This window comes from Streptomyces sp. NPDC096048 (assembly GCF_044763415.1).
In the GTDB taxonomy this organism is placed as follows: domain Bacteria; phylum Actinomycetota; class Actinomycetes; order Streptomycetales; family Streptomycetaceae; genus Streptomyces.
This window is the reverse complement of the sequence record NZ_JBIWGG010000009.1, coordinates 49,952-71,676: the sequence shown is the minus strand read 5'-3', so window position 1 is coordinate 71,676 and position 21,725 is coordinate 49,952. Positions and strand designations below refer to the sequence as shown.

Sequence of the window (21,725 nt, the reverse complement as noted above, 5' to 3'; positions counted from 1 at the left end):
GAGACGTCATAGGGGGCGCCGGTGTTCCAGGAACCCGGCAGTGAGCGCGTGATCGCCGGCCGCTACCGTCTCCTGTCCCCCCTCGGCGAGGGCGGCATGGGCACGGTGTGGCGCGCCCGCGACGAGCTGCTGCACCGCGAGGTCGCCGTCAAGGAGGTACGCGCGCCCGCCGGGTTGCCGGAGACCGATGTGCGGCGGATGTACGCGCGGCTGGAGCGCGAGGCGTGGGCCGCCGCCCGGGTCGCCCACCACAACGTGGTGACGGTGTACGACGTGGCCACCGACGGCGGCCGGCCCTGGATCGTGATGGAACTCGTCCGCGGACTCTCCCTGTCCGACCGGTTGGAGGCCGAGGGCCCCATGGAGCCGCGGCGGGCCGCGCGGATCGGTGCCGAGGTGCTGGCCGCGCTGCGGGCCGCGCACGGGGCGGGGGTGCTGCACCGGGACGTGAAGCCGGCCAATGTGCTGCTGGCGAACGACGGCCGCGTGGTCCTCACCGACTTCGGGATCGCCATGGTCGAGGGCAGCTCGGCGCTGACCATGACCGGCGAGGTCATCGGCTCGCCCGAGTTCCTCGCGCCGGAGCGGGCGCTGGGCCGCACGCCCGGCCCCGAGTCCGACCTCTGGTCGCTGGGTGTGCTGCTCTACGCGGCGGTCGAGGGCGCCTCGCCCTTCCGTCAGGACACCCCGCTGAGCACCCTGCGGGCGATCGTCGACGAGGAGTTGCCGCCGCCGCACCGGGCCGGTGCGCTCGCGCCCGTCATCGAGGGCCTGCTGCGCAAGGAGCCGGCCGAACGGCTCCCGGCCGAGCGTGCCGAGCGCGAGCTGCGGAGCCTGGGCGCCGGAGGAGGCGCGCCGCCCGCGGGCACGATGCCGACGGGCGCGTACGCCCCGACCGTCGCGTCCGGTCCGGAGCCGTTCCCGCCGACTCCGCCGGTGCCGATGCCGGTGCCGACGGCTGCGACGGCCGCCCGGCCCGCCCCCACCTCGCACGGGGGCCGGGACCGGCGCGCGCGAGCGGTGCTGGTCGTGGGGCTGGTGGCGCTCGCGCTCGCACTGGCCGGGCTGACGTACGCGCTGCTGAACCGCTCGGACGGTGAGGGCGGTACGGAGGGTTCGGGCGGGAGCCGGGACCCTGGGGCGAGTTCGGGCGTGCCGAGCCGGACGGAGCCGAGCGAGAAGCCGAGCCCGTCGGCCTCTTCCGGCAGCCACAGCCAGGAGAGCAGTCCGGCACCGCAGTCGGTGAAGGTCTCCGTGGCGGGCTCGCACACCGAGTACTCGGGGGTCTGTCCGCCGCCGCACGACCGGGCGCCCGCCTTCACGGCGACGTTCACGGTGGGGCGGCTGCCCGCGCGGGTGGGCTACCGCTGGGTGACGGAGGACGGGTCGGTCTCCGACCCGGGGTGGAAGACGTTGTCCTTCCCCGCGGGGGGTGACCGCTCACGGCAGGACACGGTCGTCGTGACGACGCACGACGACAGCGGCACGTTCGAGAGTGCCGTCCGCGTGGAGGTGCGGTCTCCGGTGGAGGCCACGTCGAACTCGGTGGCGTTCTCCGTGTCCTGTGAGACGGGGACGGAGACAGAGCCGGAGGGGGAGACCCCGACGGGCGGGGCCTCCCCCTCCTCTCCTCCTTCTCCTTCCGCTTCCGGTCAGGCGGCGCCGTTGAGGACCGGCAGGTAGCCGCCCGACTGGCCGGCCGCGGTCGGATGGTACGACTCGCCGATGTTGAGCCAGTTCACGCTGTGCAGCCAGGAGCTGCCGGAGCAGATCTCGTGGCCGGTGAAGGTGGGACGTACGTCGCCGAAGGTGAAGCCGTGGTCGGCGGCGCGCTTGGCGATGGCGGTGTTGAGGTGGTCGGAGGCGTCGTTGATCGCCTTCCGCTTGGTCTCGGAGAGGCCGATGCAGGAGGTGCCGAGGCGGTAGAAGCGCGGGTAGCCGATGACGACGACGTGGGCGCCCGGCGCCTTGTCGCGGATGGCCGAGTAGACGCTGTCCAGTTTGCCGGGCAGCGTCGAGTCGACGTACGCCTTCGCGGTGGCGATCCGCGACAGGCAGGAGCTGTCGGACTGGAGCACACACGTCGTCATGGCGTCGGCGAAGCCGGCGTCGTTGCCGCCGACGCTGATCGAGACCAGGCCGGTGGCGGAGCTGAGCGGGCCGAGCTGTCCGGCGAGAACATCACCCGTTCGGGCGCCGGAACAGGCGGTGAAGTCGAACGACGATGGCGAGTTGGCGGCGGCCCACAGGTACGGATGGGCCTTCGTGCTGCGCTTGCAGTCGCCGCTGGAGGCGATGTAGCTGCCCGCTCCGACCCCGGAGGAGTAGGAGTCGCCGAGCGCCACATAGCCGTCGGCGGCGGCGAGTTGGGCCCCCTGAGCGGTCGCGGCCCCGGTGAGGGCGGCGCCGGCGGCGAGGAGGAGTGAACTCAGGAAGCCGACAAGTCGGGAACGTCTCATGGAACCTCCTTTAGCAGGATCTCCGCTACAACCGTGGTAGCGGCTACGCGCGTCGACAGGAAGTGTCCATGCCAAGAAATGGCTGACAGTCATTCAATATCGGACGAAAGTCAGCGCGAACGCCAGTGCGCCCTTGACGCTCTCCTGCGCGCTACGTCACATTTAGGCCCGGCATCTTGGGCTTCGGGGGGCAAAGCGGAACGGTCCGGGGGACCGAACGCCGCGCGAAAACGCCCCGCGAGAAGAACGGATGACGGCAAACCAACAAAAACGTGAGACCTGGTTCCAGGCCTTGCCATATGGGTTCAATCGTCAATACCGTCATACATCTCCCGCATCGGTACGTCGGCAAGCGGCTCAGGGGAGGGCTCGAGGCCGCGGCGGACCGGGGCGGGACGCGCGGTAGGGGGGTGCCGTGCTCGGTGACCGCATCGGTGACCGGGCCGTGCCGCGCAGTCGGCTGCCGTTTCCTTCCGGCGTCGACAGGCTTCGCCAGCTCACCTGGCACGCACGGAGATCCATGCCGTCGCGCCGTGGGTGATAACCCCCCTTTCGAACCGGATACAGAGCCGGACCGCCCCTGGGGCGGGCGGTCCGCCGGACGAGAGGGAACAGACTCATGAGCTCAGTCCTGCAGCCGGCGTCGACGGGCAACGATCCGTCATCCGATCAGACATCCGATCCGTCACCGGCCGAGAAGTACCGGCCCGTCTCCTCGCATCTGGCGATAGCCCCGCCGGTGAGCGTGGTGATACCCGCCATGAACGAGGCGGAGAACCTTCCCTACGTCTTCAAGACACTGCCCGACTGGGTCCACGAGGTCGTCCTCGTGGACGGCAACTCCACCGACAACACCGTCGAGGTCGCCCGGGAGCTGTGGCCGGACGTCAAGGTCGTCGAACAGCGCGGCAAGGGCAAGGGGGACGCGCTGATCACCGGCTTCAAGGCGTGCACCGGCGACATCATCGTGATGGTCGACGCCGACGGTTCGGCCGACGGTCAGGAGATCGTGTCCTACGTCTCCGCCCTCGTCTCCGGCGCCGACTTCGCCAAGGGCTCCCGCTTCGCCAACGGCGGCGGCACCGACGACATGACCTTCATCCGCAAGCTCGGCAACCGCGCCCTGTGCGCGGTGGTCAACCGGAAGTTCGGCGCCCGCTACACCGATCTCTGCTACGGCTACAACGCCTTCTGGCGGCACTGCCTGGACAAGATCGACCTCGACTGCACCGGCTTCGAGGTCGAGACCCTGATGAACATCCGGGTCGTCAAGGCCGGCCTGAAGGTCCAGGAGATACCCAGCCACGAGTACCTGCGCATCCACGGCGTCAGCAACCTGCGCGCCGTCCGGGACGGGCTGCGGGTACTCAGAGTCATCCTCGACGAGCGCTCCAACCGGCGTGCGCTGCGCGGCCGTACGCACGCGCCGACGCTCGCCTCGGTCGGTTCGGCCGCCCCCGTCGCCCCGGTGGTCCCGGTCCGAAGGAAGGCGTCTTGAGCGGTACCGACGCCCCCCTCACGATCTCCGTCGTGATCTGCGTCTACACCGAGGGCCGCTGGGAGGACATCCTCGCGGCGGTCTCCTCGGTGCGGGCGCAGTCCCACCCGGCCCGGGAGACGCTGCTGGTCGTCGACCACAACGAAGCGCTCCGGGACCGGCTACTGACGGAGTACAAGGAGACGCGGGACGTGCGGGTGCTCGCCAACGCGGGCCCCCGCGGTCTGTCCGCCGGCCGCAACACCGGCATCGCCGCCTCGCGCGGGGAGGTGATCGCCTTCCTCGACGACGACGCCGTGGCCGAGCGCGACTGGCTGCGGCACTTCGCCGAGGGGTACGCCGACCCGGCGGTCGTCGCCGTCGGCGGGCGCACGGTGCCCGTCTGGGCGTCGGGGCGCCGGCCCGACTGGTTCCCGGAGGAGTTCGACTGGGTGGTGGGCTGCACGTACCGGGGCCTGCCGCCCGGCCGGGTCCGAGTGCGCAACGTGCTGGGCGGGAACGCCTCCTTCCGGCGCGAGGCGTTCGACGCGGCGGGCGGCTTCGCCACCGGCATCGGACGCGACGGCGACAAACGCCCGCTGGGCTGCGAGGAGACCGAGCTGTGCATCCGGCTCTCCCGCGCCCGGCCCGACGCGGTGCTGCTGATCGACGACCGCGCGGTGATCCACCACCGGGTGCCCGAGGTGCGCGAGCACTTCGGCTACTTCCGCACCCGCGCCTACGCCGAGGGCCTGTCCAAGGCCCTGGTGGCGCGCAGCGTCGGCGCGGACAAGGGCCTGGAGTCCGAACGCCGGTACGCCACCCGGGTCCTGCCCGCCGGTGTGGTGCGCGGGCTGCGGGACGCCGTGCTGGCCCGGCCGGGCGGGGCGGGACGGGCGGGCGCGATCGTCGCCGGGGTGCTCACGGCGGCGGGCGGCTACGTGGTGGGGAGCGTACGAGCACGGCGTGGCGGGGCTACGTTCTCCGTGGCGCCGGTCGAGGGGGGCGCGCATGGCTGAGCGGGCCGAGGAGTACGACACGCGCGTGCCGGTCCTCATGTACCACGCGGTCGCGGCCGACCCGAACGACGCCACCCGCGCGCTGTCGGTGACCCCGGAGGCGTTCGCCGAGCAGATGGCGGCGATCGCCGACCGGGGCCGCACCCCGATCGGCACCGCGGAGCTGGCCGCCGCATGGCGCTCCGGCCGGCCGCTGCCGAAGCGGCCCGTCCTCATCACCTTCGACGACGGCTACGAGGGGGTGCACCGGCACGCCCTGCCCGCCCTCGCCGAACACGGCTTCCCGGCCACCCTGTTCGTCACGACCGGCTGGCTGCGCGGTCCGTACGACACCGGGGGCGCCCTGGACACCATGCTCGACTGGGACCAGGTCCGCGAACTGGCCGCCGCCGGCGTGGAGATCGGCGGGCACAGCCACACCCACCCGCAGCTCGACCGACTCGGCGAACAGCGGTTGCGGTTCGAGCTGATCCACTGCAAGGAGATCGTCGCCGACCAACTGGGCCGCGTACCGGCCTCGTTCGCCTACCCCTACGGGTACTCCGACCGCCGGGTGCGGCGGGCGGTGCGCGAGACGGGGTACGCGCAGGCGCTCGCCGTCGGCAACGGCCTGGCGCGCCGCGCCCAGGGGCCGTACGCCCTGCGCCGGGTCACCGTGCGCCGCGGCACGGGGCCCGACGAGTTCGCCCGGCTGGTCGAGGGCCGCGCCATCGCCCGTACCTTCGTCCGGGACCGGGCCCTCACCAAGGGGTACGCCGTACTCCGCAGGGCACGGCAGGCGCGGGGGCGGATGTCGGGGGCCGGTGCCTGAACCGCCGGCCGTCGGCCGCCCCGCGTGACGGGTGCCGCGGGTACCCGGGAAACCGGGTGCACGCGGCGGCCGGGTGCCGGATCATGGCGGCATGTCCGTCAACCCGCACGAGGCCCTGCCGATCCGGCTCAACGTCGACGACAGCGACTCCCCGTCCGATGTCGTCGACGCGCTGTTCCTCGGGCGTTTCGCCACGGGCGAGCAGCCGTACTCGCACGCGGCGAACATCGACCGCGTGCGGTCCGGTGCGACGCTGCTGCCGCCCGGCGCGCGGGTGCTCCGGATCGCCCGCGACGACGACCGCAGCGCGACGCTGGCGGAGGGCGACGGCTGGACGCTGCTGATCTCGCGCTGGAGCCGGGGCGCCGACGTCACGGTGACGGCGACCAGCGCCGACCTGGCCGAGAAAGTGCTCGGGGACGCGACGGACGGCGCGGCGGACGAGCCCGAGCCGCAGCCGGAGAACGTGACGATGGGCTTCTGGTACGTCTCCCCGCGACGCGGCCCGCACCGCACCACCCGGCAGATCTCCGCGGGCACCTGGGACGAGGTCCGGGCCAACTACACGGCGCCGGTCGCGGACGCCATGGACGGCCTGATGAAGACGACCCCCGAGGACATCGCGGGCCGGCTGCTGCTCCTGCACGGGCCGCCCGGCACCGGCAAGACGTCGGCGCTGCGCACGCTCGCCCGGTCCTGGCGGGACTGGTGCCAGGTGGACTGCGTCCTCGACCCCGAGCGACTCTTCTCCGACGTGGGCTACCTGATGGACATCGCCATCGGCGAGGAGGACGCGGCGGGCAAGGGCCGCTGGCGGCTGCTGTTGCTGGAGGACTGCGACGAGCTGATCCGCGGCGAGGCCAAGCACACCGCCGGCCAGGCGCTGTCACGGCTGCTGAACCTCACGGACGGGCTCCTGGGGCAGGGCCGCAACGTCCTGGTCGGCGTCACGACCAACGAGGACCTGGAACGCCTCCACCCCGCCGTCGTCCGCCCCGGCCGCTGCCTGGCCCGCATCGAGGTCGGCCCGCTGACCCGTCGGGAGGCGGTGGACTGGCTCGGCACCGAGGAGGGGGTGGGCCGCCAGGGCGCGACGCTGGCGGAGCTGTACGCGCTGCGCCGGGGCACCTCGCCCACCGCGCTGCCGGAGCCCCGGGACGGCGCGGAGGCCGGGCTCTACCTGTAGCGGGGGAAGCCGGGGGTTTTGATGGGTGTATGACCCTGTTCGTCGGCACGTCGGGCTGGCAGTACCGGGACTGGCGGGACGTCCTGTACCCGCCCGGCCTGCCCGTCCGGTTGTGGCTCGAGCGGTACGCGGCCGGCTTCGCGACGGTCGAGATCAACAACGCGTTCTACCGGCTGCCGTCGCGGGAGACCTTCGAGGCGTGGCGGGACCGGGTGCCGGCGGACTTCGTGGTCGCGGTGAAGGCGAGCCGCTACCTCACCCACATCAAGCGGCTGCGGGAGCCCGAGGAGCCGGTCGACCGCCTGGTGACCCACGCGGCGGGGCTGGGCGACCGCCTCGGCCCCATCCTGCTGCAACTCCCGCCGACACTGCGCGCCGACGCGGGCCTCCTGGACACCTGCCTCGCCTGCTTCCCGCCCGGCACGCGGGTCGCGGTCGAACCCCGGCACGAGTCCTGGTGGGCACCCGAGGTGCGGGACGTCCTCACCTCGCGGGGCGCGGCGCTGTGCTGGGCGGACGTCCGGGCCCGCCCGGCCACCCCGCTGTGGCGCACCACCGACTGGGGCTACGTCCGCTTCCACCAGGGGCGTGCGGCACCCTGGCCGCACTACGGCCGCCGGTCCCTGGCGACCTGGGTCGACCGCATCGCGAGCACCTGGCCGGACGACCACGACGTCTACGCGTACTTCAACAACGACCCGACGGGGGCGGCGGTCCGGGACGCGACGGCGTTCGCCAGGCTGGCGCAAGCGGCGCGCCTGACGGTCACCCGCACGCCCCCGAGAGCGCGGGGCTGAGACAGTGTGCGGCTCCGCCGCGCGGGCGCGACCGGCCACCACCCACGCGGATGGAAGAGCACCTCAGTCCCCGTAGGCCGCCCGCAGGGCATCCCGCACCGCGCCCAGCGCATCCGTTTCCCCGAGCCCCAGCCGCCGCGCCCGCGCGGCGTACTCCTGCGCGGCGGACGCCACCTCCCGCTCGGCGGCAGAGCCCGCGGCGGCGACGAACGTTCCGTTGCGCCCCCGCGTCTCGATCACCCCGTCCCCCTCCAGCGCCCGGTACGCCTTGGCGACCGTGTTCGCGGCGAGCCCCAGGGACTCCGCCAGTCCGCGCACGGTCGGCAGCCGGTACCCGACCGGCAGCACTCCCGACCGCGCCTGTTCGGAGATCTGTGCGCGCACCTGCTCGTAGGGCGGGGCATCGTCGTCGATGTGGATCTTCAGAGTCACGCGGCGATTGTCCCGCATCCCCGGGAAAATGAGAGGCACCCGCCCGCCCGCCCGCCGTAGCGTGCGCACTCATGACCGTTCTTGTGCGCGACCTGCGTCCCGACGATCCGGCCGACGTCGCGGCCTTCGCCCATGTCCGCCATGTCGCCCTGCCGTTCATCCTGTGGACGCCCGAGGCCGTCGTCCACCACCTCCTCCACACCCACCCGGACGCCCGGAGCCGGTCCCTCGTCGCGGAGGAGAACGGGGAGATGATCGGCACGGCCCAGGTCGGGCTGGTGCACGACAGCCCGGAGCCCGGTCAGGCGTACCTCAACATCTACGTCCACCCGGACCGGCTCCGGCGCGGTGCCGGCGGGCTGCTGGTGCGCACGGCCGAGGAGTACCTCGCCACCGAGGGAGCGACGAAGCTGTTCACCTGGGTGCTGGACGAGCCCGCCAACCTGGCCTTCGCCGAGCGGCACGGCTACGCACGGCGGCGCTCCGCCCACTTCCTCCGCTTCGATCTGGCGAACGGCACGCTCCCGCCCCTGCCCTCCCTTCCCCCCGGTGTGGAGCTGCGCACCGCCGCGGACTATGCCGACGATCCCCGCCCGATGTTCGAGCTGGACGCGGAGACGCTGGCGGACGAACCGAGCGACGTCGACATCGAGTTCACGGACTACGAGGCCTGGCTCGCGGAGACCTGGCGGCACCCGCTGCTGAACCGTGAACTGACCACGGTCGCGGTCGTCGACGGCCGCCCCGTCGCCTTCAGCGTCGCCTACACCGACGGCGGCACCCGCTATGCGACCGCGATGACCGGCACCGTCCGCACCCACCGCGGCCGGGGTCTCGCCAAACTCGCCAAGACCGACTCCCTGTACCGGGCCCGTGCCGCCGGATACACGGAGGCGTTCACGGGCAACGACACCGACAACGGCCCGATGCTCGCCATCAACAAGTGGCTCGGGTACGAGGTCTGCGGGACGGAGGTGCGTCATGTCCGCGAACTCGGCTGAGTCACCGACCGAGGTGGACGTCGTCCTGGTCAAGGCGGGCCGTACGAAGATCCGGTACGCGAGCGAGCTGCTGCACGACGACGGCACCCGCCTCGCGGTACGCGCCCCCTGGGCCGGCGCCGGCGTCCGCGACTTCGGCTTCGTCCGCTTCGAGGCGGGCGACGTGTTCACCGAGTACTACTGGCGCGACCGGTGGTACTCGGTGAAAGAGGTCCGCACGGCGGCCGGCCTGCTCAAGGGCTGGTACTGCGACATCACCCGTCCCGCCGTACTGACCGGCACGGAACTGGTCGTGGAGGACCTGGACCTGGACCTGTGGCGCTCCGCGGGCGGCACGGACGTACTGCGGCTGGACGAGGACGAGTTCGCCGAGAGCGGTCTGGCGGAGCGGGATCCCGCGGCCGCTGCCGCCGCCGTGGCCGCGCTGGACGAACTGGAGCGGCTGGCCCGCGGGAGCGGATTCACGGACCTGTTGGCATAGCGCGGCCGGCTCACCCGGGTATCGCGACCACCGCGTACCGCTCGTCCGCCACCTCCCTCCCCCACAGCGACGGGTCGTCCGACAACCGCTCCACGCGCACCTCACCGGCGAGCGGGGCGAGGAGGGAGGCGAGCCGGTCGGCGGCCACGCCGACCGGGTCGACGGTCCCCCACACGCCCTCGACCAGGACCAGCCGCCCTCCGGGACGCAGCAACTCCCGCCAGTGCCGCAGGACCCGGCCGGGGTCGGGCAGCGTCCACAGCACGTGCCGGACCAGGACGGCGTCGAAGCGCCGCTCGCCCACCGGCGGTGCCGCCGCGTCACCGGTGAGGAACACCGCGTCACGGCCGGCGAGTTTGGCCCTGGCCAGCGCCACCATGGCCGGGGACAGGTCGACGCCGGTGACGCGGTGTCCCCGCTCGGCCGCGAGGAGCGACAGGCTGCCGGTGCCGCACCCCAGGTCGAGGACGTCACCGGGCCGCGCGGGCAGCCAGGACGCCAGCCGGGCCGCCCAGGCCCGGCGCACGTCCGCGTCGCGCAGACCGTGGTCCGGCTCGTCGTCGAAGGCGGCGGCCTCCGCGTCCCAGTCGATACGCGGCGCGGTCGTCTCGTCACTGTGGTTCGCCATGCCGCCAAGAGTGACACCCGCCACTGACAACGGGATCGGGACACCGGATCGTGACAACCGCCACTGACAGCCATGCTTCGATGAGTAACTCTTGGGGAAGGGGTCTACCTCCGTGAGAACGCGGAACCCGGTGGATCCGTAAGGAGGCAGCCATGCGCCGTCTGACCGTGCAGAAGCCCCTGAAGAAGACCGACGCCCGCCGAGTCCGTGAGGAGGCCGACCAGCGCCCCTCGGGGCGCCCGGAGGTCCGCAAGGACATCGCGCGCACGTGGTGGCCGGACAACTGACCGGACCGGTCACGTCATGAGACGCGTCAGAGCAGCCGCCTACGGTAGTGGACGCGGTCGTAGGGCCCGTCCACTCGTCGTTCCACGATCTCGTACCCGTACTTCGGATAGATCTCCTGGTTCTCCCACATCGACGCGTTCGTGTAGAGCCTGATCTCGGGCAGGCCCAGCGCACGCGCGTGTGCGTCCACGAACATCAGCAGCCGTCGCCCCACGCCCCTGCCGTGCGCGTCGGGGTGGACGGCGATGCTGTCGAGGAAGAGGTGGTCGGCGAACGCCTCCAGGACGACGAGACCCGCGACGCCCAAGAGGCCCGCCACGGGCTCGCCCGGGGCTTCCGTGACGAACACCTTCCCCGCGGCCACGTTCGCCGCGTGATCGGCCTCCATCGGCTGCGGCACCACCCCGATGCGCTCGACGTAGGGGCGGTACGCGGCGTCGGTGACGGCCCGCACCGCCGGCAGGTCGGCGGCGACCGCCCGCCTGACCCGCTCCTCTCGTGCTTGTGCCATGCCGCGAACGGTAGCTACCTCAGCGCAGCCTGAGCACTCCCTTAACGCGACCATAAGGATCTCCCTCGCCCGCCGCCAGCAGGCGATTCCACGGTTTCTTGGGGCTAGTTTGCTGATCACCCCACGGGGTCCCGGCCCAAGTCCCCACGTCCCAGAGACCGTTTCGAGGAGTTCCCCATGCCCGCACCGTCCGCGTCCCGCAAGGTCGCCGCCGTCGCCGTCGCCGGCCTCGCCCCGCTCGCCCTGACCACGCTGGCCGCCGCTCCCGCGGCCGCGCACGGTTCGATGGGCGACCCGGTCAGCCGGGTGTCGCAGTGCCACGCCGAGGGCCCGGAGAGCCCGAAGTCGGACGCGTGCAAGGCGGCGGTCGCGGCCGGCGGCACCCAGGCGCTCTACGACTGGAACGGCATCCGCATCGGCAACGCCGCCGGGAAGCACCAGGAGCTGATCCCGGACGGCAAGCTGTGCAGCGCCAACGACCCGGCCTTCAAGGGCATGGACCTGGCCCGCGCCGACTGGCCCGCGACCAGCGTGAACAGCGGCTCGTACACCTTCAAGTACCGCGTGACGGCCCCGCACAAGGGCACGTTCAAGGTGTACATCACCAAGCCCGGTTACGACCCGGCGGGGCCGCTGGGCTGGGGCGACCTGGACCTGTCCGCCCCGGTCGCCACGGTCACCGACCCGGCCGCCTCCGGCGGTTTCTACACCTTCTCCGGGACCCTCCCCGAGCGTTCCGGCAAGCACCTGCTGTACGCGGTGTGGCAGCGTTCGGACAGCCCGGAGGCGTTCTACTCCTGCTCCGACGTCTCCTTCGGCGGCGACAACGGCGCCGCGAGCGGCGACTCCGCGGGCGGCGACTCCCCGGGCGGCGACTCCGCGGGCGGTGCCGCACCGGCCCCCGAGGCCTCCGCCCCGTCGGACGAGCAGATCGCGGCCGCGGCCGACAAGTCGACGATCGAGCACAACGGCCACGGCGACCAGGACGCCGGGACGACGACGGACCCGACGGGCCCGGCCGCCCCGGACGAGGCGTCCGACCAGGCTGCGGCAGGGGCAGGGGCAGGGACGGCGACGGACACCGCGACGCCCGCCGCCGGTGGGGAGCCCAACCAGGTCAAGGCCGCCGGCGCGGGCACGGAGAACCTCGCCGAGACCGGCGGGGACAGCACCACGCCCTACCTCGCCGTCGGTGGCGCCGCCGCCCTGGCGGTCGGCGCGGCCGTCATGTTCGCGTCGGTCCGCCGACGGGCCACGACCGGCGGCCGGCACAGCGGCTGACCCAGGACACGGGGGAACGCGGGGTCTGTCCGGCGGCTCAGGCCGGACAGGCCCCGCTCGGCGTGCCGTGCGCCTCGCCGGCCGAGGACCGCGGGAGGCAGCGGCTCACCAGGCGGGCCGCACCGGCCCGTTGGGCGCGACCCGCAGCAGACGGTCGCGCAGCGCCTGGACCTCACCCTCACCGAGCACGTCGACCCACGCGCGCACGGCCTCCGCCGCCGCCTCCTCCGCGGCCCGCGTGCAGGCCTGCCCCGACTCGGTCAGCACGACCAGCCGGGCCCGCGCGTCGGCGGGGTGCGGCCGGCGTTCGGCGTACCCCTTGCGGACCAGCTCGTCGACGAGCTGGCTGGCGGCCTGCTTGGTCATCCCGAGATGCGCGGCGAGGTCGGTGACCGTCGCGCCGTCCGGGGCCAGCCGGGCGAAGGCGAAGCCGTGTGCGGGCCGCAGCCCTTCGAAGCCACGAGCGACGACACCCTCGTGGATGCGCTGCGTCAGTACGCCCGCAGCGGCCAGCAGGGCGGCGGACAGGGCCATGGCATCGGAGTTCTGCACGGGGGCATTGAAACACCCTTGACGTATTGGTCAAGCAGCTTGACCATAGAGGCCGACAAGACAGTCAAGCCACTTGACCATAATTGCTTGACCAGACCCCTCCGGCAGGAGTCCGCCATGCCCGTCGTCCGCTCGTCCGAAGCCGTGACCCACGAGATCCACGGCGCCCGTTTCGTCTCGTACGCCACCCCGCGCAGCGGCAGCAAGGAGCTGTGCGCCTGGCGGGGCGAGATCCCTGCGGGCACGAAGGCCCCCGCGCACACCGTCAACCGGGAGGAGATCTTCCACCTGCTCACCGGCGAACTGCTGATCACCCTCGACGGCCGCACCGAGCGCGTCACCGCGGGCGACACCGTGATCATCAACCCGGGGGCGACCCTCGCCGTCGAGAACCCCACCGACCGGACCGCGACCTCCTGGGTCACCACCTCCGTCGGCCTGGAGGCGGAGCTGGCCGACGGCACCCGGATCACTCCCCCGTGGGCCAACTGACCCGCGGGGGTCTCACGCCGCCAGCGACCCCGGCATCACCGCCCTCGGGCCGAACTTCGCCCGCGCGCGGTCCGCGACCTCCTCGATCCGGCGGACCTTCTCGTCCACGGGGTCGAAGGTGAGCTGGTGGGAGGCCTGCTCGGCGGGGGCGAGACCCTCGGCGCGCAGGGCGATCGAGCGGACCCGGGCACGCTGGAGGCCGAGCGCCTCGTACATGTCGTACGCGGTCCGCGTCAGCGCCGCCGAATGCGCGGTCGGCTCCTTCAGGGTGCGGCTGCGAGTCGTCGCCGACCTGTCGGCGTAGCGCACGGTGAGGGTGAGGGTGCGGCACACCTTGTCCACGGCGCGCAGCCGGGCGCCCAGCTCCTCGGCGGCCGAGAGCAGGGCTCGGCGGTGGCGGTCGGGATCCAGTTCGTCGCGGTCGAAGGGGCGGTCGGCGGCCAGTGACCGGGAGACGCCGTTGGGGACGACCCGGCCGCGGTCGACGCCGTTCGCCTTCTCGTGCAGCTCACGGCCGGTCTTCGCACCGACCAGGCGCTGGAGCGTGGACAGGGGCGCGGCGGCGACCCGGCCGAGGGTGTCGAGGCCGTACTCGCACAGCGTGCGGGCGGTCGCGGTGCCGACGCCGGGCAGCGCGGCGACGGGCTTGCCGGCGAGGAACTCCGCCACCGCGCCCTCCGCTACCACGCGGGTCAGCCCCGGCCGGGCGTCCCGCAGCGCCATGCGGGCCGGCATCGGGCTCGGCCCGGCGCCGATCACGCAGTCGACGCCGTACAGCGCGAGGGCGCGGACGCGGATCACCGAGGCCAGTTCCACGGCGTCGCGCCCGAAGTACCGCTCGGCGCCCCGCAGATCGGCCAGCGCCCCGTCCGGCGGCAGCGCCTCGACGACCGGTGTGAACTCCTCCAACAACCCCAGCAACCGGGGCAGGGCCGCCTCGTACATCGGCGGCAGCTGGAAACGTACGCAGAGAATGGTCATCCCGCACTCCCCGGACTCTGGTGCCACAACTTCCTTCCCACCGCGGGCCCTTCGCCCGCGGGGCGCAGATCGGCCCATGGATGCATCTCGTACCCCGTGGACATGCGGATGCGGCGTCGCTCCATCGGGTCCTGGGCCGCGGAACCCGTCGGCGCCGGCTGCCCGTCCGAACCGGCGAGGCGTCTGCGCGTCGGCCCGCCCTCGGGATCGTCGCCTTGGCTTGTGCCCGTACCGGCCAGCCGGGCCGCGACGCCCTCCAGCCCCTCCTCCCGGCGCACCTCCAGCAGGTCGGCGAGGTTCCAGGCGGCGGAGCCCACCACGCTGAGGCTGCGCGGGCCGCGCCGCTGCACCACCCCGCGCACCAGCAGCAGCCAGGAGTGGAAGACGGTGTGGGCGCAGGTGTCGTGGGAGTCGTCGAAGAAGGCGAGGTCGACCAGGCCGGTGCCGTCGTCGAGGGTGGAGAAGATGACCCGGCGCCCGGAACGGACCGGCGGTGTCTGGGTGGCCGCCTTGGCGCCCGCGACCAGCACCGTCTCCCCGTGCCGGGCCTCGCGCAGCCGCTTGGCCGACATGACGCCCAGCTCGTTCAGGAAGGTGCGGTGGTCGTCCATCAGGTTGCGCGAGGCGTCCATGGAGAGCACGCCCAGTTCGGCGCTGAGCTTCTCCGCCGAGGTGAGGTCGGGCAGCCCGGCCGACGCCGTCTTCCGCCCGCCGGACAGCGGGAGTTGGTCGCCGCGTCCGCCCCGGGCGCCGCGGTGCAGCTCGGTCAGGTGCAGTTGCAGGTCGCGGCGGTTGGCGCCGAACGCGTCCAGCGCGCCGACCTGGGCGAGCCGTCCGGCCAGCGGCCTGCTGGGGCGGGCCCGTTCCCAGAAGTCGAGCAGGGAGGTGTACGGCTGGCCCTCGGCGACCCGCTCCGCCTCGGCCTCGCTGATGCCGTGCACGTCCGAGAGGGCGAGGCGCAGGCCCCACACCTTCGGCCGACGGGACTCCCGTGATTCAGACACCAGTTCGATCCTGTGTGCGACCCCCGACTTGTTCACGTCCAACGGCAGGATCGGCACCCCGCGCCGCCGCGCGTCCGCCAGCAGCAGCCGCTTGGGGTACATGCCGGGGTCGTGCGTGAGCAGACCGGCGTAGAAGGCGGCCGGGTGATGGGCCTTCAGCCACGCCGACTGGTAGGTGGGGACGGCGAAGGCGACCGCGTGCGCCTTGCAGAAGCCGTACGAGCCGAAGGCCTCGACGATCTCCCAGGTCCGCTGGATCGTCTCCGCGTCATAGCCGTTCGCCGTCGCGTGCTGCGCGAACCACACCCTGATCCGCCCCTGCGAATCCGGGTCGGACAGCCCGCGCCGCACCCGGTCCGCCTCGCCGCGTCCGCAGCCGGTCATGATGTCCACGATGTCGATGATCTGCTCGTGGAAGACGACGACCCCGTACGTACCCTCCAGCGGCTCCGACAGATCCTCGTGCGGGTAGCGCACCGGCGCCCGCCCGTGCCGGGCCTCGATGAACGGCCGCACCATGTCGGCGGCGACCGGGCCGGGCCTGAAGAGCGAGATGTCGACGACGAGATCGTGGAAGGTCGCCGGCTGGAGCCTCCCGACCAGGTCCCGCTGCCCCGGCGACTCGATCTGGAAGCAGCCCAGCGTCTCGGCGGAGCGGATCATCCGGTACGTCGCCGGATCGCCGTCCGGCACCGCGTCCAGGTCGACCTCGGTGCCCGACGCCCGCTTCACCTCGGCGACCGCGTGCGCCATCGCCGACTGCATCCGCACACCGAGCACGTCCAGCTTGAGCAGCCCGAGGTCCTCGACGTCGTCCTTGTCGAACTGCGCCATGGGGAAGCCCTCGCCGCTGGTCGGCATGACCGGCGTACGGGAGAGCAGGGAGGCGTCGGAGAGGAGCACTCCGCAGGGGTGCATGGCGACACCGCGTGGGAGGGCGTCGAGGCCCTCCACCAGCTCCCACAGCCTGCCGTACCGCTCCTTCTCCCCCGCCAGCCGCTTCAGCTCGGGCAGTTCCTCGAGCGCCGCGCGGGCGTCGCGGGCGCGGATGTGCGGGAAGGACTTGGCGAGGCGGTCGATCTCGGCCGGGTCCATCGACAGGGCGGCGCCCACGTCGCGGATGGCGTGGCGCACGCGGTATGTCTCCGGCATGGCGACGGTGGCGACCCGCTCGGTGCCGAAGCGGCCGATGATCGCCCGGTAGACCTCCAGGCGGCGGGCGGACTCCACGTCGATGTCGATGTCGGGCAGCACGACCCGCTCCTTGGACAGGAAGCGCTCCATCAGCAGCCCGTGCTCGACCGGGTCGGCGTGCGCGATGCCGAGGAGGTGGTTGACGAGTGAGCCCGCGCCGGAGCCGCGCGCCGCGACCCGGATACCCATGTCCCGTACGTCGTCCACGACCTGGGCGACGGTGAGGAAGTACGAGGCGAAGCCGTGGTGGGCGATGATGTCCAGCTCGTGGTGCATCCGCTCCCAGTACTCCCGGTGGTCCGGCCGCCGGTCGTAGCCGCGCAGTACCATGCCCGCCGCCGCCCGGGAGGCGAGCGCGCGCTGGGCGGTGCGGCGGCCGGCGCCCACGAGACGCGGCTCGGGGAAGTGGACGGCGCCCATGCCGAGGTCGTCCTCCGGATCGACCAGGCACTCGGCGGCCGTCGCCCGGGTCTGCTCCAGCAGGCGGTGGGCCGTGTCGCGCCGGAAGCCCGCGGCCTCCACGACGCGCTCGGCGGCGTGCCGCATGGCACCCGCGTCCTTGAGCCAGGCCTCGCCGGAGTCCAGTTCCCTGGTGGCGTCGATCGGGACCAGGCGGCGGGCGGCGTCCAGGACGTCGGCGACCGGGCCCTGGCCGGGGTCGGCGTAGCGGACGGCGTTGGCGAGCACCGGCCGGACGCCCTGCTCGGCGGCGAAGCCGACGGTGCGGGCGGCCAGACGCAGGGAGCCGGGGCCGGTGCCCTCGCGGCCGTGCCAGACGGCCTCCAGGCGCAGGGCGTCGCCGTAGACCTCCCGCCAGGGGACGAGGAGCCGGGCGGCCCGGTCGGGGCGGCCCGCGGCGAGGGCGCGGCCGACGTCGGAGTCGGGGCCGAGCAGGACGGTCAGACCGTCGGCGTGGTTGTCGGCCCAGGAGAGCAGGGGTGTGTCCGGCGCGGTATGGGCGGCGGACACCAGCCGGCACAGGTCTGCCCAGCCGCGGGCGCCGTCCCGGGCGAGGAAGGTCACCCGCGGGGCCGACTCGTCGACGAAGGCGCCTCCACGCACGGGGACACGGCGTCGGTCCCGGCGTACGGAGGTCTCCGTGCGGTCCGCTTCGGGCTCGGGGGCGGCCACCGCCAGGTCCGCGCCGAACAGCGGGCGGACGCCCGCCTTCGCGCAGGCCTTGGCGAAGCGGACCGTGCCCGCGAGGGTGTCGCGGTCGGTGAGGGCGAGGGCGTCCATGTCCCGCTCGAAGGCACGCTCGGCCAGCCGCTCCGGGTGGGAGGCGCCGTAGCGTGCGGAGAATCCGGAGACGGTGTGCAGATGCGTGAAACCCGGCACACGCACCTCCCGATCCCATGAACCCGACGCACTTATCGAACGCCTGTTCCCAACTACCTCACCCCCACCATAGACCAATTTTCGAATGTGTGTGCGACATCCGTTCGGCCCCGCCCCACCTGCGCAAACGCCCGTCGGCCCGGACCGTGGGGACATGTCGCACACCCCGGTCACCCCCCGTCGCAGCGGCTCCTTCCTCGGTGAGGTGAAAGACGCCGTCACCCCGCGGGCCACCCTGCTCGTGCTCGGCGTGCTCGCGCTCCAGCTGCTCTTCATCGCCTCCTACGTCGGGGCGCTGCACGACCCGAAACCGAAGGACGTGCCCTTCGGGGTGGCCGCGCCCCCGGCGGCCGCCGAGCGGACGGTGAGCAGGCTGGAGCGGCTGCCCGGGTCGCCGCTGGATCCGCGCACGGTGGCCGACGCGGAGAGCGCGCGGCGGCAGATCGAGAACCGGGAGATCGACGGCGCCCTGATCGTGGACCCGGGCGGCACCGAGGACACCCTGCTGGTCGCCTCCGGCGGCGGGACCGTGCTCGCCACCACCTTGGAGGGCCTGGTCGCCAAGGTGGAGAAGGCCGAGGGCCGCACGGTGCGGACCGTCGACGTGGCCCCGGCCTCGCCCCGGGACTTCGACGGGCTGTCGTCCTTCTACCTGGTCGTGGGCTGGTGCGTCGGCGGCTATCTGTGCGCCTCGATCCTGGCGATCAGCACCGGCGCCCGGCCCGCCAACCCGCGCCGCGCGGCGATCCGGCTGATCGTGATGGCCCTGGTGTCGATCGTCGGCGGCCTCGGCGGCGCGGTGGTCGTCGGGCCGATCCTGGACGCGCTGCCCGGCAGCGTGGTGGACCTGTGGGGGCTCGGCGCGCTGATCACCTTCGCGGTGGGCGCCGCCACCCTCGCCCTCCAGGGCGTCTTCGGGATCGTCGGCATCGGGCTGGCGATCCTGCTGATGGTGATCGCGGGCAACCCGAGCGCGGGCGGCGCCTTCCCGCTGCCGATGCTGCCGCCGTTCTGGAGGGAGATCGGCCCGTGGCTGCCACCGGGCGCGGGCACCTGGGCGGCCCGCTCGATCGCCTACTTCAAGGGCAACGACACGACCGTCTCCCTGCTGGTGCTGTGGGCGTGGGCGGTCGCGGGGACGGTGATCACGATTCTGGCGGCCGCGCTGCGCCGCAGGCGGCAGGAGGCGGAGCTGCCGACGCAGGCCGGCTGACCCGCCGTACGCACGCGAGCACACTGCCGTACGCACGCGAGAACGCCGAAGTCCCGCCCCTCGCGCGCGGGACGGGACTTCAGCGGTACCTCAGAGGTACTTCACAGGTGCGGTGCGGCTCAGCCGATCTGCGTACCGGTGGCCGACAGGGCCTCCGTCACCGGCTGGAAGAAGGTCTCGCCGCCCGAGGTGCAGTCGCCGCTGCCGCCGGAGGTGAGGCCGACGGCCTTGTCTCCCGAGAAGAGCGAGCCGCCGCTGTCGCCGGGCTCGGCGCAGACATCGGTCTGGATCAGGCCGTTGACGATGTCGCCGTTGCCGTAGTTCGCGGTGGCGTCCAGGCCGGTGACCGCACCGGAGTGCACCTGCGTGGTGGAGCCGCTGCGGGTCACCTCCATGCCGACGGTGGCCTCGACGGCACCCGAGATGGCCTGGGTGGAGCCGTTGTAGAGGTTGACCTCACTCGGGTGGTCCACCTGGCCGGTGTACTTGACCAGGCCGTAGTCGTTGTCGGGGAAGCTGGACGCCACGTTGGCGCCGAGCTGGTTGCCCGAGGAGTCCTGCCAGCTGGTGATGCCCTCGGTGCAGTGACCCGCGGTGAGGAAGTGCGGTTCCCCGCCCTTGGTCACGTTGAAGCCGAGCGAGCAGCGGCCGCTGCCGTCGGTGATGGCGTCACCGCCCGCGATGAAGGGCTTGTACTCCCCCTTGGTCCGCTTGAGCTCGGCCTTGGCGCCGAGTCCGTCGACCACCTTGGTCAGCTTGGCCCACTCGGCCTTCGAGACCGTGCGGTCGGCGGTGACGACGACCTTGTTGGTGGTCGGGTCGGTCGCCCACGAGGTGCCCGGGATGGTGGCGTCCTCGGTGAGGGTGGCGCGCGCGCTCTTCAGCTCGGCGAGCGAGTTCTCGACGACTCTCGCCTTGGCGCCGGCCTCCTCGACGGTCTGCGCGGCGGCTTCGTCGAGCACGTTGACGACGAGGCTCTTCGCCTGCGCGTCGTAGTACGTACCCGCCGCGTCGGTGCCGAGGTCGCCGAGCAGCGTGGAGGCGAGCTTTCCGGCCGCCGTGACCGACAGGGTCTCGGGGGCGGAGGCCTGCGGGGCCTCGCTGGCGTTCGCACTCTGGAAGGTGACTCCCGCTGCGACCAGTGCGGTGATACCCGCGCCTACGACCGCGGCACGCCGCCTGGGTATGCGTCGGTGCTTCAACTCACGTCCTCCTGTGGGGGGTCGGCCCGGGAGATTGTGGGGACCTCACGGGCCGGAAGGCTGGTTGACGAGCGCTAACTCTTCCGAACGCACAGAGGGCACACAAGGTCGACTTCAGGACGTGCGCACGACAACTTCAGTGCGCACACACGTCCTTCACCCTTCATGTCCCTTCCAGCAGGATTCGCGCGGCGAACAATCCAGCAAACGCTACGAGCGAGTAACCGAGGATCGGGCGGCGAGGTCCGGCCCTGGCTCGAATTCGCCTCTTGCGCCCGGCCTTCGAGTGTGCGTCTACACGCGGTGGTTGCCGCGCGGCCGCCATCGGCCGACTCCGGGGTCCGGGCAAGGAGGAACCCCCGCACACCGGTGGGTGTACGGGGGCTCGTCGTGCTGCCGGCTGCGCTTCGGTGTACGGACCGACGGACTAGTAGACGCTGACGCCGTAGGCGCTCAGGGCCTCCGTGACCGGCTGGAAGAACGTCGTACCGCCGGAACGGCAATTGCCGCTGCCGCCGGAGGTGAGACCGTACGCGGTGCCGTTGCTGCCGTAGAGCGGGCCACCCGAGTCGCCGGGCTCGGCGCAGACCGTGGTCTGGATCAGCCCGCCGACGACGTCGCCGCCGCCGTAGTTGACGGTGGCGTTCAGGGCGGTGACCCGACCGCTGTGGGTGCCGGTGGTGGAACCGTCGCGGATGACGGTGGTGCCCACGCTCGGGGTGGCCGCACGGGTGATGTCCACGCCGTTCGCGGTGCCGGGCCTGCTGACCGACCCCGAGTACCGCACGATGCCGTAGTCGTTGCCCGGGAAGCTGGAACCGGCCGTCGAGCCGATGACCGACGTACGCCCGGAGTTGGAGTACCAGGTGCCCGCGCCGTCGGTGCAGTGACCTGCGGTCAGGAAGTAGTCGACGCCGCTGCTGCTGCGGACGTTGAAGCCGAGGGAGCAGCGCCAGCTGCTCGCGTAGATGGCGTCACCGCCCTGGATGAGCTTGTTGAACGTGCCGGGAGTGCGCTTGATCGTGAGCGCGCCGGCCTTGTCGCCTGCCTGCTCCTTGATCTTCGCGATCTCGGCCTGGGAGACCGTGCTGTCGACCGTGAGAAGCACCCGGCCGCTCTTGCTGTCGACGGCCCAGGCGGTGCCCGGGACGTCGGCCTTGAGTACCGCGCCGCTGGCACTGCCCAGTTCGGCGGCGGTGAAGGTGGCCGGGGTGGGTGCCGCGTTCGCGCTGGGGATCGCGATCGCTGCCGCGGCCACGAGGCCGGAGGACACGGCGATCAGCCGGGTCCGTCTCGTGATACCGCTGCGGGGGGTGGTGCGCTTGATCCTCACTTTTCGTTCCTCCACAAAGGAAGTCGGGGGCCCTCTTGTGGGGTT

General features: G+C 72.7%; 21 protein-coding genes. 12 read left to right on the top strand and 9 right to left on the bottom strand.

Going from position 1 to position 21,725, the window contains the following annotated elements; all coding sequences use genetic code 11:
• Positions 1-48 precede the first annotated feature (48 nt).
• Complete coding sequence (locus ACIQ6R_RS24920; protein WP_404223849.1) at positions 49-1,683, top strand: serine/threonine-protein kinase; 1,635 nt, start codon at positions 49-51, stop codon at positions 1,681-1,683.
• Here ACIQ6R_RS24920 and ACIQ6R_RS24915 read toward each other — a convergent pair.
• The gene (locus tag ACIQ6R_RS24915) at positions 1,653-2,459 is read right to left on the bottom strand and encodes an SGNH/GDSL hydrolase family protein (protein WP_404179957.1); all 807 of its coding nucleotides are present in this window, start codon (positions 2,457-2,459) and stop codon (positions 1,653-1,655) included. The two genes, ACIQ6R_RS24920 and ACIQ6R_RS24915, sit on opposite strands and share 31 nt — an antisense overlap.
• 619 nt (positions 2,460-3,078) lie before the next feature.
• On the opposite strand from ACIQ6R_RS24915, the gene ACIQ6R_RS24910 reads away from it, so the two are divergent.
• The 5 genes from ACIQ6R_RS24910 to ACIQ6R_RS24890 all read left to right on the top strand — a co-directional run bounded on the left by ACIQ6R_RS24910 (position 3,079) and on the right by ACIQ6R_RS24890 (position 7,749).
• A complete protein-coding gene (locus ACIQ6R_RS24910) occupies positions 3,079-3,957 on the top strand; it encodes a glycosyltransferase family 2 protein (RefSeq protein WP_404223514.1) in 879 nt (292 codons plus the stop codon).
• On the top strand, positions 3,954-4,955 hold the full coding sequence (locus ACIQ6R_RS24905) for a glycosyltransferase family 2 protein (RefSeq protein ID WP_404223512.1): 1,002 nt from the start codon (positions 3,954-3,956) through the stop codon (positions 4,953-4,955). Before ACIQ6R_RS24910 ends, ACIQ6R_RS24905 begins: the two co-directional genes overlap by 4 nt.
• Positions 4,948-5,766 carry a polysaccharide deacetylase family protein gene (locus tag ACIQ6R_RS24900; RefSeq protein WP_404223510.1) on the top strand — a complete coding sequence of 273 codons (819 nt, stop codon included), beginning with the start codon at positions 4,948-4,950 and terminating at the stop codon, positions 5,764-5,766. Before ACIQ6R_RS24905 ends, ACIQ6R_RS24900 begins: the two co-directional genes overlap by 8 nt.
• Before the next feature lie 91 nt (positions 5,767-5,857).
• Positions 5,858-6,952: a DUF5925 domain-containing protein gene (locus ACIQ6R_RS24895; RefSeq protein WP_404179969.1), complete on the top strand. Its 1,095-nt coding sequence runs from the start codon at positions 5,858-5,860 to the stop codon at positions 6,950-6,952.
• A gap of 29 nt (positions 6,953-6,981) precedes the next feature.
• Positions 6,982-7,749: a DUF72 domain-containing protein gene (locus tag ACIQ6R_RS24890; protein WP_404223508.1), complete on the top strand. Its 768-nt coding sequence runs from the start codon at positions 6,982-6,984 to the stop codon at positions 7,747-7,749.
• Between the two features lie 63 nt (positions 7,750-7,812).
• Here the strand turns inward: ACIQ6R_RS24890 and ACIQ6R_RS24885 are convergent, their stop codons facing one another.
• A complete protein-coding gene (locus tag ACIQ6R_RS24885; RefSeq protein ID WP_404223506.1) occupies positions 7,813-8,181 on the bottom strand; it encodes a GntR family transcriptional regulator in 369 nt (122 codons plus the stop codon).
• A 71-nt stretch (positions 8,182-8,252) separates the two neighbouring features.
• On the opposite strand from ACIQ6R_RS24885, the gene ACIQ6R_RS24880 reads away from it, so the two are divergent.
• The gene (locus tag ACIQ6R_RS24880) at positions 8,253-9,182 is read left to right on the top strand and encodes a GNAT family N-acetyltransferase (protein ID WP_404179977.1); all 930 of its coding nucleotides are present in this window, start codon (positions 8,253-8,255) and stop codon (positions 9,180-9,182) included.
• Complete coding sequence (locus tag ACIQ6R_RS24875) at positions 9,163-9,663, top strand: DUF402 domain-containing protein (protein ID WP_404179980.1); 501 nt, start codon at positions 9,163-9,165, stop codon at positions 9,661-9,663. Before ACIQ6R_RS24880 ends, ACIQ6R_RS24875 begins: the two co-directional genes overlap by 20 nt.
• 10 nt (positions 9,664-9,673) lie before the next feature.
• Here the strand turns inward: ACIQ6R_RS24875 and ACIQ6R_RS24870 are convergent, their stop codons facing one another.
• Positions 9,674-10,291 (bottom strand): class I SAM-dependent methyltransferase, encoded by a 618-nt coding sequence (locus tag ACIQ6R_RS24870; protein ID WP_404223504.1) that lies wholly within the window; start codon positions 10,289-10,291, stop codon positions 9,674-9,676.
• A 152-nt stretch (positions 10,292-10,443) separates the two neighbouring features.
• Between ACIQ6R_RS24870 and ACIQ6R_RS24865 the strand changes: the two genes are divergently transcribed.
• Positions 10,444-10,578 (top strand): hypothetical protein, encoded by a 135-nt coding sequence (locus ACIQ6R_RS24865; protein ID WP_404179986.1) that lies wholly within the window; start codon positions 10,444-10,446, stop codon positions 10,576-10,578.
• Positions 10,579-10,604: 26 nt separating this feature from the next.
• Here ACIQ6R_RS24865 and ACIQ6R_RS24860 read toward each other — a convergent pair whose 3' ends face one another.
• Entirely contained in the window at positions 10,605-11,090 is a 486-nt protein-coding gene (locus tag ACIQ6R_RS24860; RefSeq protein WP_404223501.1) for a GNAT family N-acetyltransferase, read from the bottom strand.
• Positions 11,091-11,267: 177 nt separating this feature from the next.
• On the opposite strand from ACIQ6R_RS24860, the gene ACIQ6R_RS24855 reads away from it, so the two are divergent.
• Positions 11,268-12,371, top strand: a complete 1,104-nt coding sequence (locus ACIQ6R_RS24855) for a lytic polysaccharide monooxygenase (RefSeq protein ID WP_404223499.1) — start codon at positions 11,268-11,270, stop codon at positions 12,369-12,371.
• A 105-nt stretch (positions 12,372-12,476) separates the two neighbouring features.
• Here the strand turns inward: ACIQ6R_RS24855 and ACIQ6R_RS24850 are convergent, their stop codons facing one another.
• Positions 12,477-12,923 carry a MarR family winged helix-turn-helix transcriptional regulator gene (locus ACIQ6R_RS24850; protein WP_404223497.1) on the bottom strand — a complete coding sequence of 149 codons (447 nt, stop codon included), beginning with the start codon at positions 12,921-12,923 and terminating at the stop codon, positions 12,477-12,479.
• Positions 12,924-13,040: 117 nt separating this feature from the next.
• Between ACIQ6R_RS24850 and ACIQ6R_RS24845 the strand changes: the two genes are divergently transcribed.
• Positions 13,041-13,415, top strand: a complete 375-nt coding sequence (locus ACIQ6R_RS24845; protein WP_310874113.1) for a cupin domain-containing protein — start codon at positions 13,041-13,043, stop codon at positions 13,413-13,415.
• Positions 13,416-13,427: 12 nt separating this feature from the next.
• Here the strand turns inward: ACIQ6R_RS24845 and ACIQ6R_RS24840 are convergent, their stop codons facing one another.
• Both ACIQ6R_RS24840 and ACIQ6R_RS24835 read right to left on the bottom strand, forming a co-directional pair.
• Complete coding sequence (locus ACIQ6R_RS24840) at positions 13,428-14,396, bottom strand: DNA polymerase thumb domain-containing protein (RefSeq protein ID WP_404179997.1); 969 nt, start codon at positions 14,394-14,396, stop codon at positions 13,428-13,430.
• Positions 14,393-17,932: a DNA polymerase III subunit alpha gene (locus tag ACIQ6R_RS24835; RefSeq protein ID WP_404180000.1), complete on the bottom strand. Its 3,540-nt coding sequence runs from the start codon at positions 17,930-17,932 to the stop codon at positions 14,393-14,395. The genes ACIQ6R_RS24840 and ACIQ6R_RS24835 overlap by 4 nt, the downstream gene beginning before the upstream one ends.
• A gap of 154 nt (positions 17,933-18,086) precedes the next feature.
• On the opposite strand from ACIQ6R_RS24835, the gene ACIQ6R_RS24830 reads away from it, so the two are divergent.
• Entirely contained in the window at positions 18,087-19,145 is a 1,059-nt protein-coding gene (locus ACIQ6R_RS24830; protein WP_404223496.1) for a DUF3533 domain-containing protein, read from the top strand.
• Positions 19,146-19,264: 119 nt separating this feature from the next.
• Here the strand turns inward: ACIQ6R_RS24830 and ACIQ6R_RS24825 are convergent, their stop codons facing one another.
• Both ACIQ6R_RS24825 and ACIQ6R_RS24820 read right to left on the bottom strand, forming a co-directional pair.
• Positions 19,265-20,347 carry a S1 family peptidase gene (locus ACIQ6R_RS24825; RefSeq protein WP_404223494.1) on the bottom strand — a complete coding sequence of 361 codons (1,083 nt, stop codon included), beginning with the start codon at positions 20,345-20,347 and terminating at the stop codon, positions 19,265-19,267.
• Positions 20,348-20,774: 427 nt separating this feature from the next.
• On the bottom strand, positions 20,775-21,680 hold the full coding sequence (locus tag ACIQ6R_RS24820) for a S1 family peptidase (protein WP_404180009.1): 906 nt from the start codon (positions 21,678-21,680) through the stop codon (positions 20,775-20,777).
• Between the last annotated feature and the right edge of the window lie 45 nt (positions 21,681-21,725).

What these genes read in the sequence shown, in the direction of transcription:
- ACIQ6R_RS24915 (WP_404179957.1), bottom strand. Translation starts at nt 2,459, where the DNA reads ATGAGACGTTCCCGACTTGTCGGCTTCCTGAGTTCACTCCTCCTCGCC.
- ACIQ6R_RS24910 (WP_404223514.1), top strand. Translation starts at nt 3,079, where the DNA reads ATGAGCTCAGTCCTGCAGCCGGCGTCGACGGGCAACGATCCGTCATCC.
- ACIQ6R_RS24900 (WP_404223510.1), top strand. Translation starts at nt 4,948, where the DNA reads ATGGCTGAGCGGGCCGAGGAGTACGACACGCGCGTGCCGGTCCTCATG.
- ACIQ6R_RS24895 (WP_404179969.1), top strand. Translation starts at nt 5,858, where the DNA reads ATGTCCGTCAACCCGCACGAGGCCCTGCCGATCCGGCTCAACGTCGAC.
- ACIQ6R_RS24890 (WP_404223508.1), top strand. Translation starts at nt 6,982, where the DNA reads ATGACCCTGTTCGTCGGCACGTCGGGCTGGCAGTACCGGGACTGGCGG.
- ACIQ6R_RS24880 (WP_404179977.1), top strand. Translation starts at nt 8,253, where the DNA reads ATGACCGTTCTTGTGCGCGACCTGCGTCCCGACGATCCGGCCGACGTC.
- ACIQ6R_RS24875 (WP_404179980.1), top strand. Translation starts at nt 9,163, where the DNA reads ATGTCCGCGAACTCGGCTGAGTCACCGACCGAGGTGGACGTCGTCCTG.
- ACIQ6R_RS24870 (WP_404223504.1), bottom strand. Translation starts at nt 10,291, where the DNA reads ATGGCGAACCACAGTGACGAGACGACCGCGCCGCGTATCGACTGGGAC.
- ACIQ6R_RS24865 (WP_404179986.1), top strand. Translation starts at nt 10,444, where the DNA reads ATGCGCCGTCTGACCGTGCAGAAGCCCCTGAAGAAGACCGACGCCCGC.
- ACIQ6R_RS24860 (WP_404223501.1), bottom strand. Translation starts at nt 11,090, where the DNA reads ATGGCACAAGCACGAGAGGAGCGGGTCAGGCGGGCGGTCGCCGCCGAC.
- ACIQ6R_RS24855 (WP_404223499.1), top strand. Translation starts at nt 11,268, where the DNA reads ATGCCCGCACCGTCCGCGTCCCGCAAGGTCGCCGCCGTCGCCGTCGCC.
- ACIQ6R_RS24845 (WP_310874113.1), top strand. Translation starts at nt 13,041, where the DNA reads ATGCCCGTCGTCCGCTCGTCCGAAGCCGTGACCCACGAGATCCACGGC.
- ACIQ6R_RS24840 (WP_404179997.1), bottom strand. Translation starts at nt 14,396, where the DNA reads ATGACCATTCTCTGCGTACGTTTCCAGCTGCCGCCGATGTACGAGGCG.
- ACIQ6R_RS24830 (WP_404223496.1), top strand. Translation starts at nt 18,087, where the DNA reads ATGTCGCACACCCCGGTCACCCCCCGTCGCAGCGGCTCCTTCCTCGGT.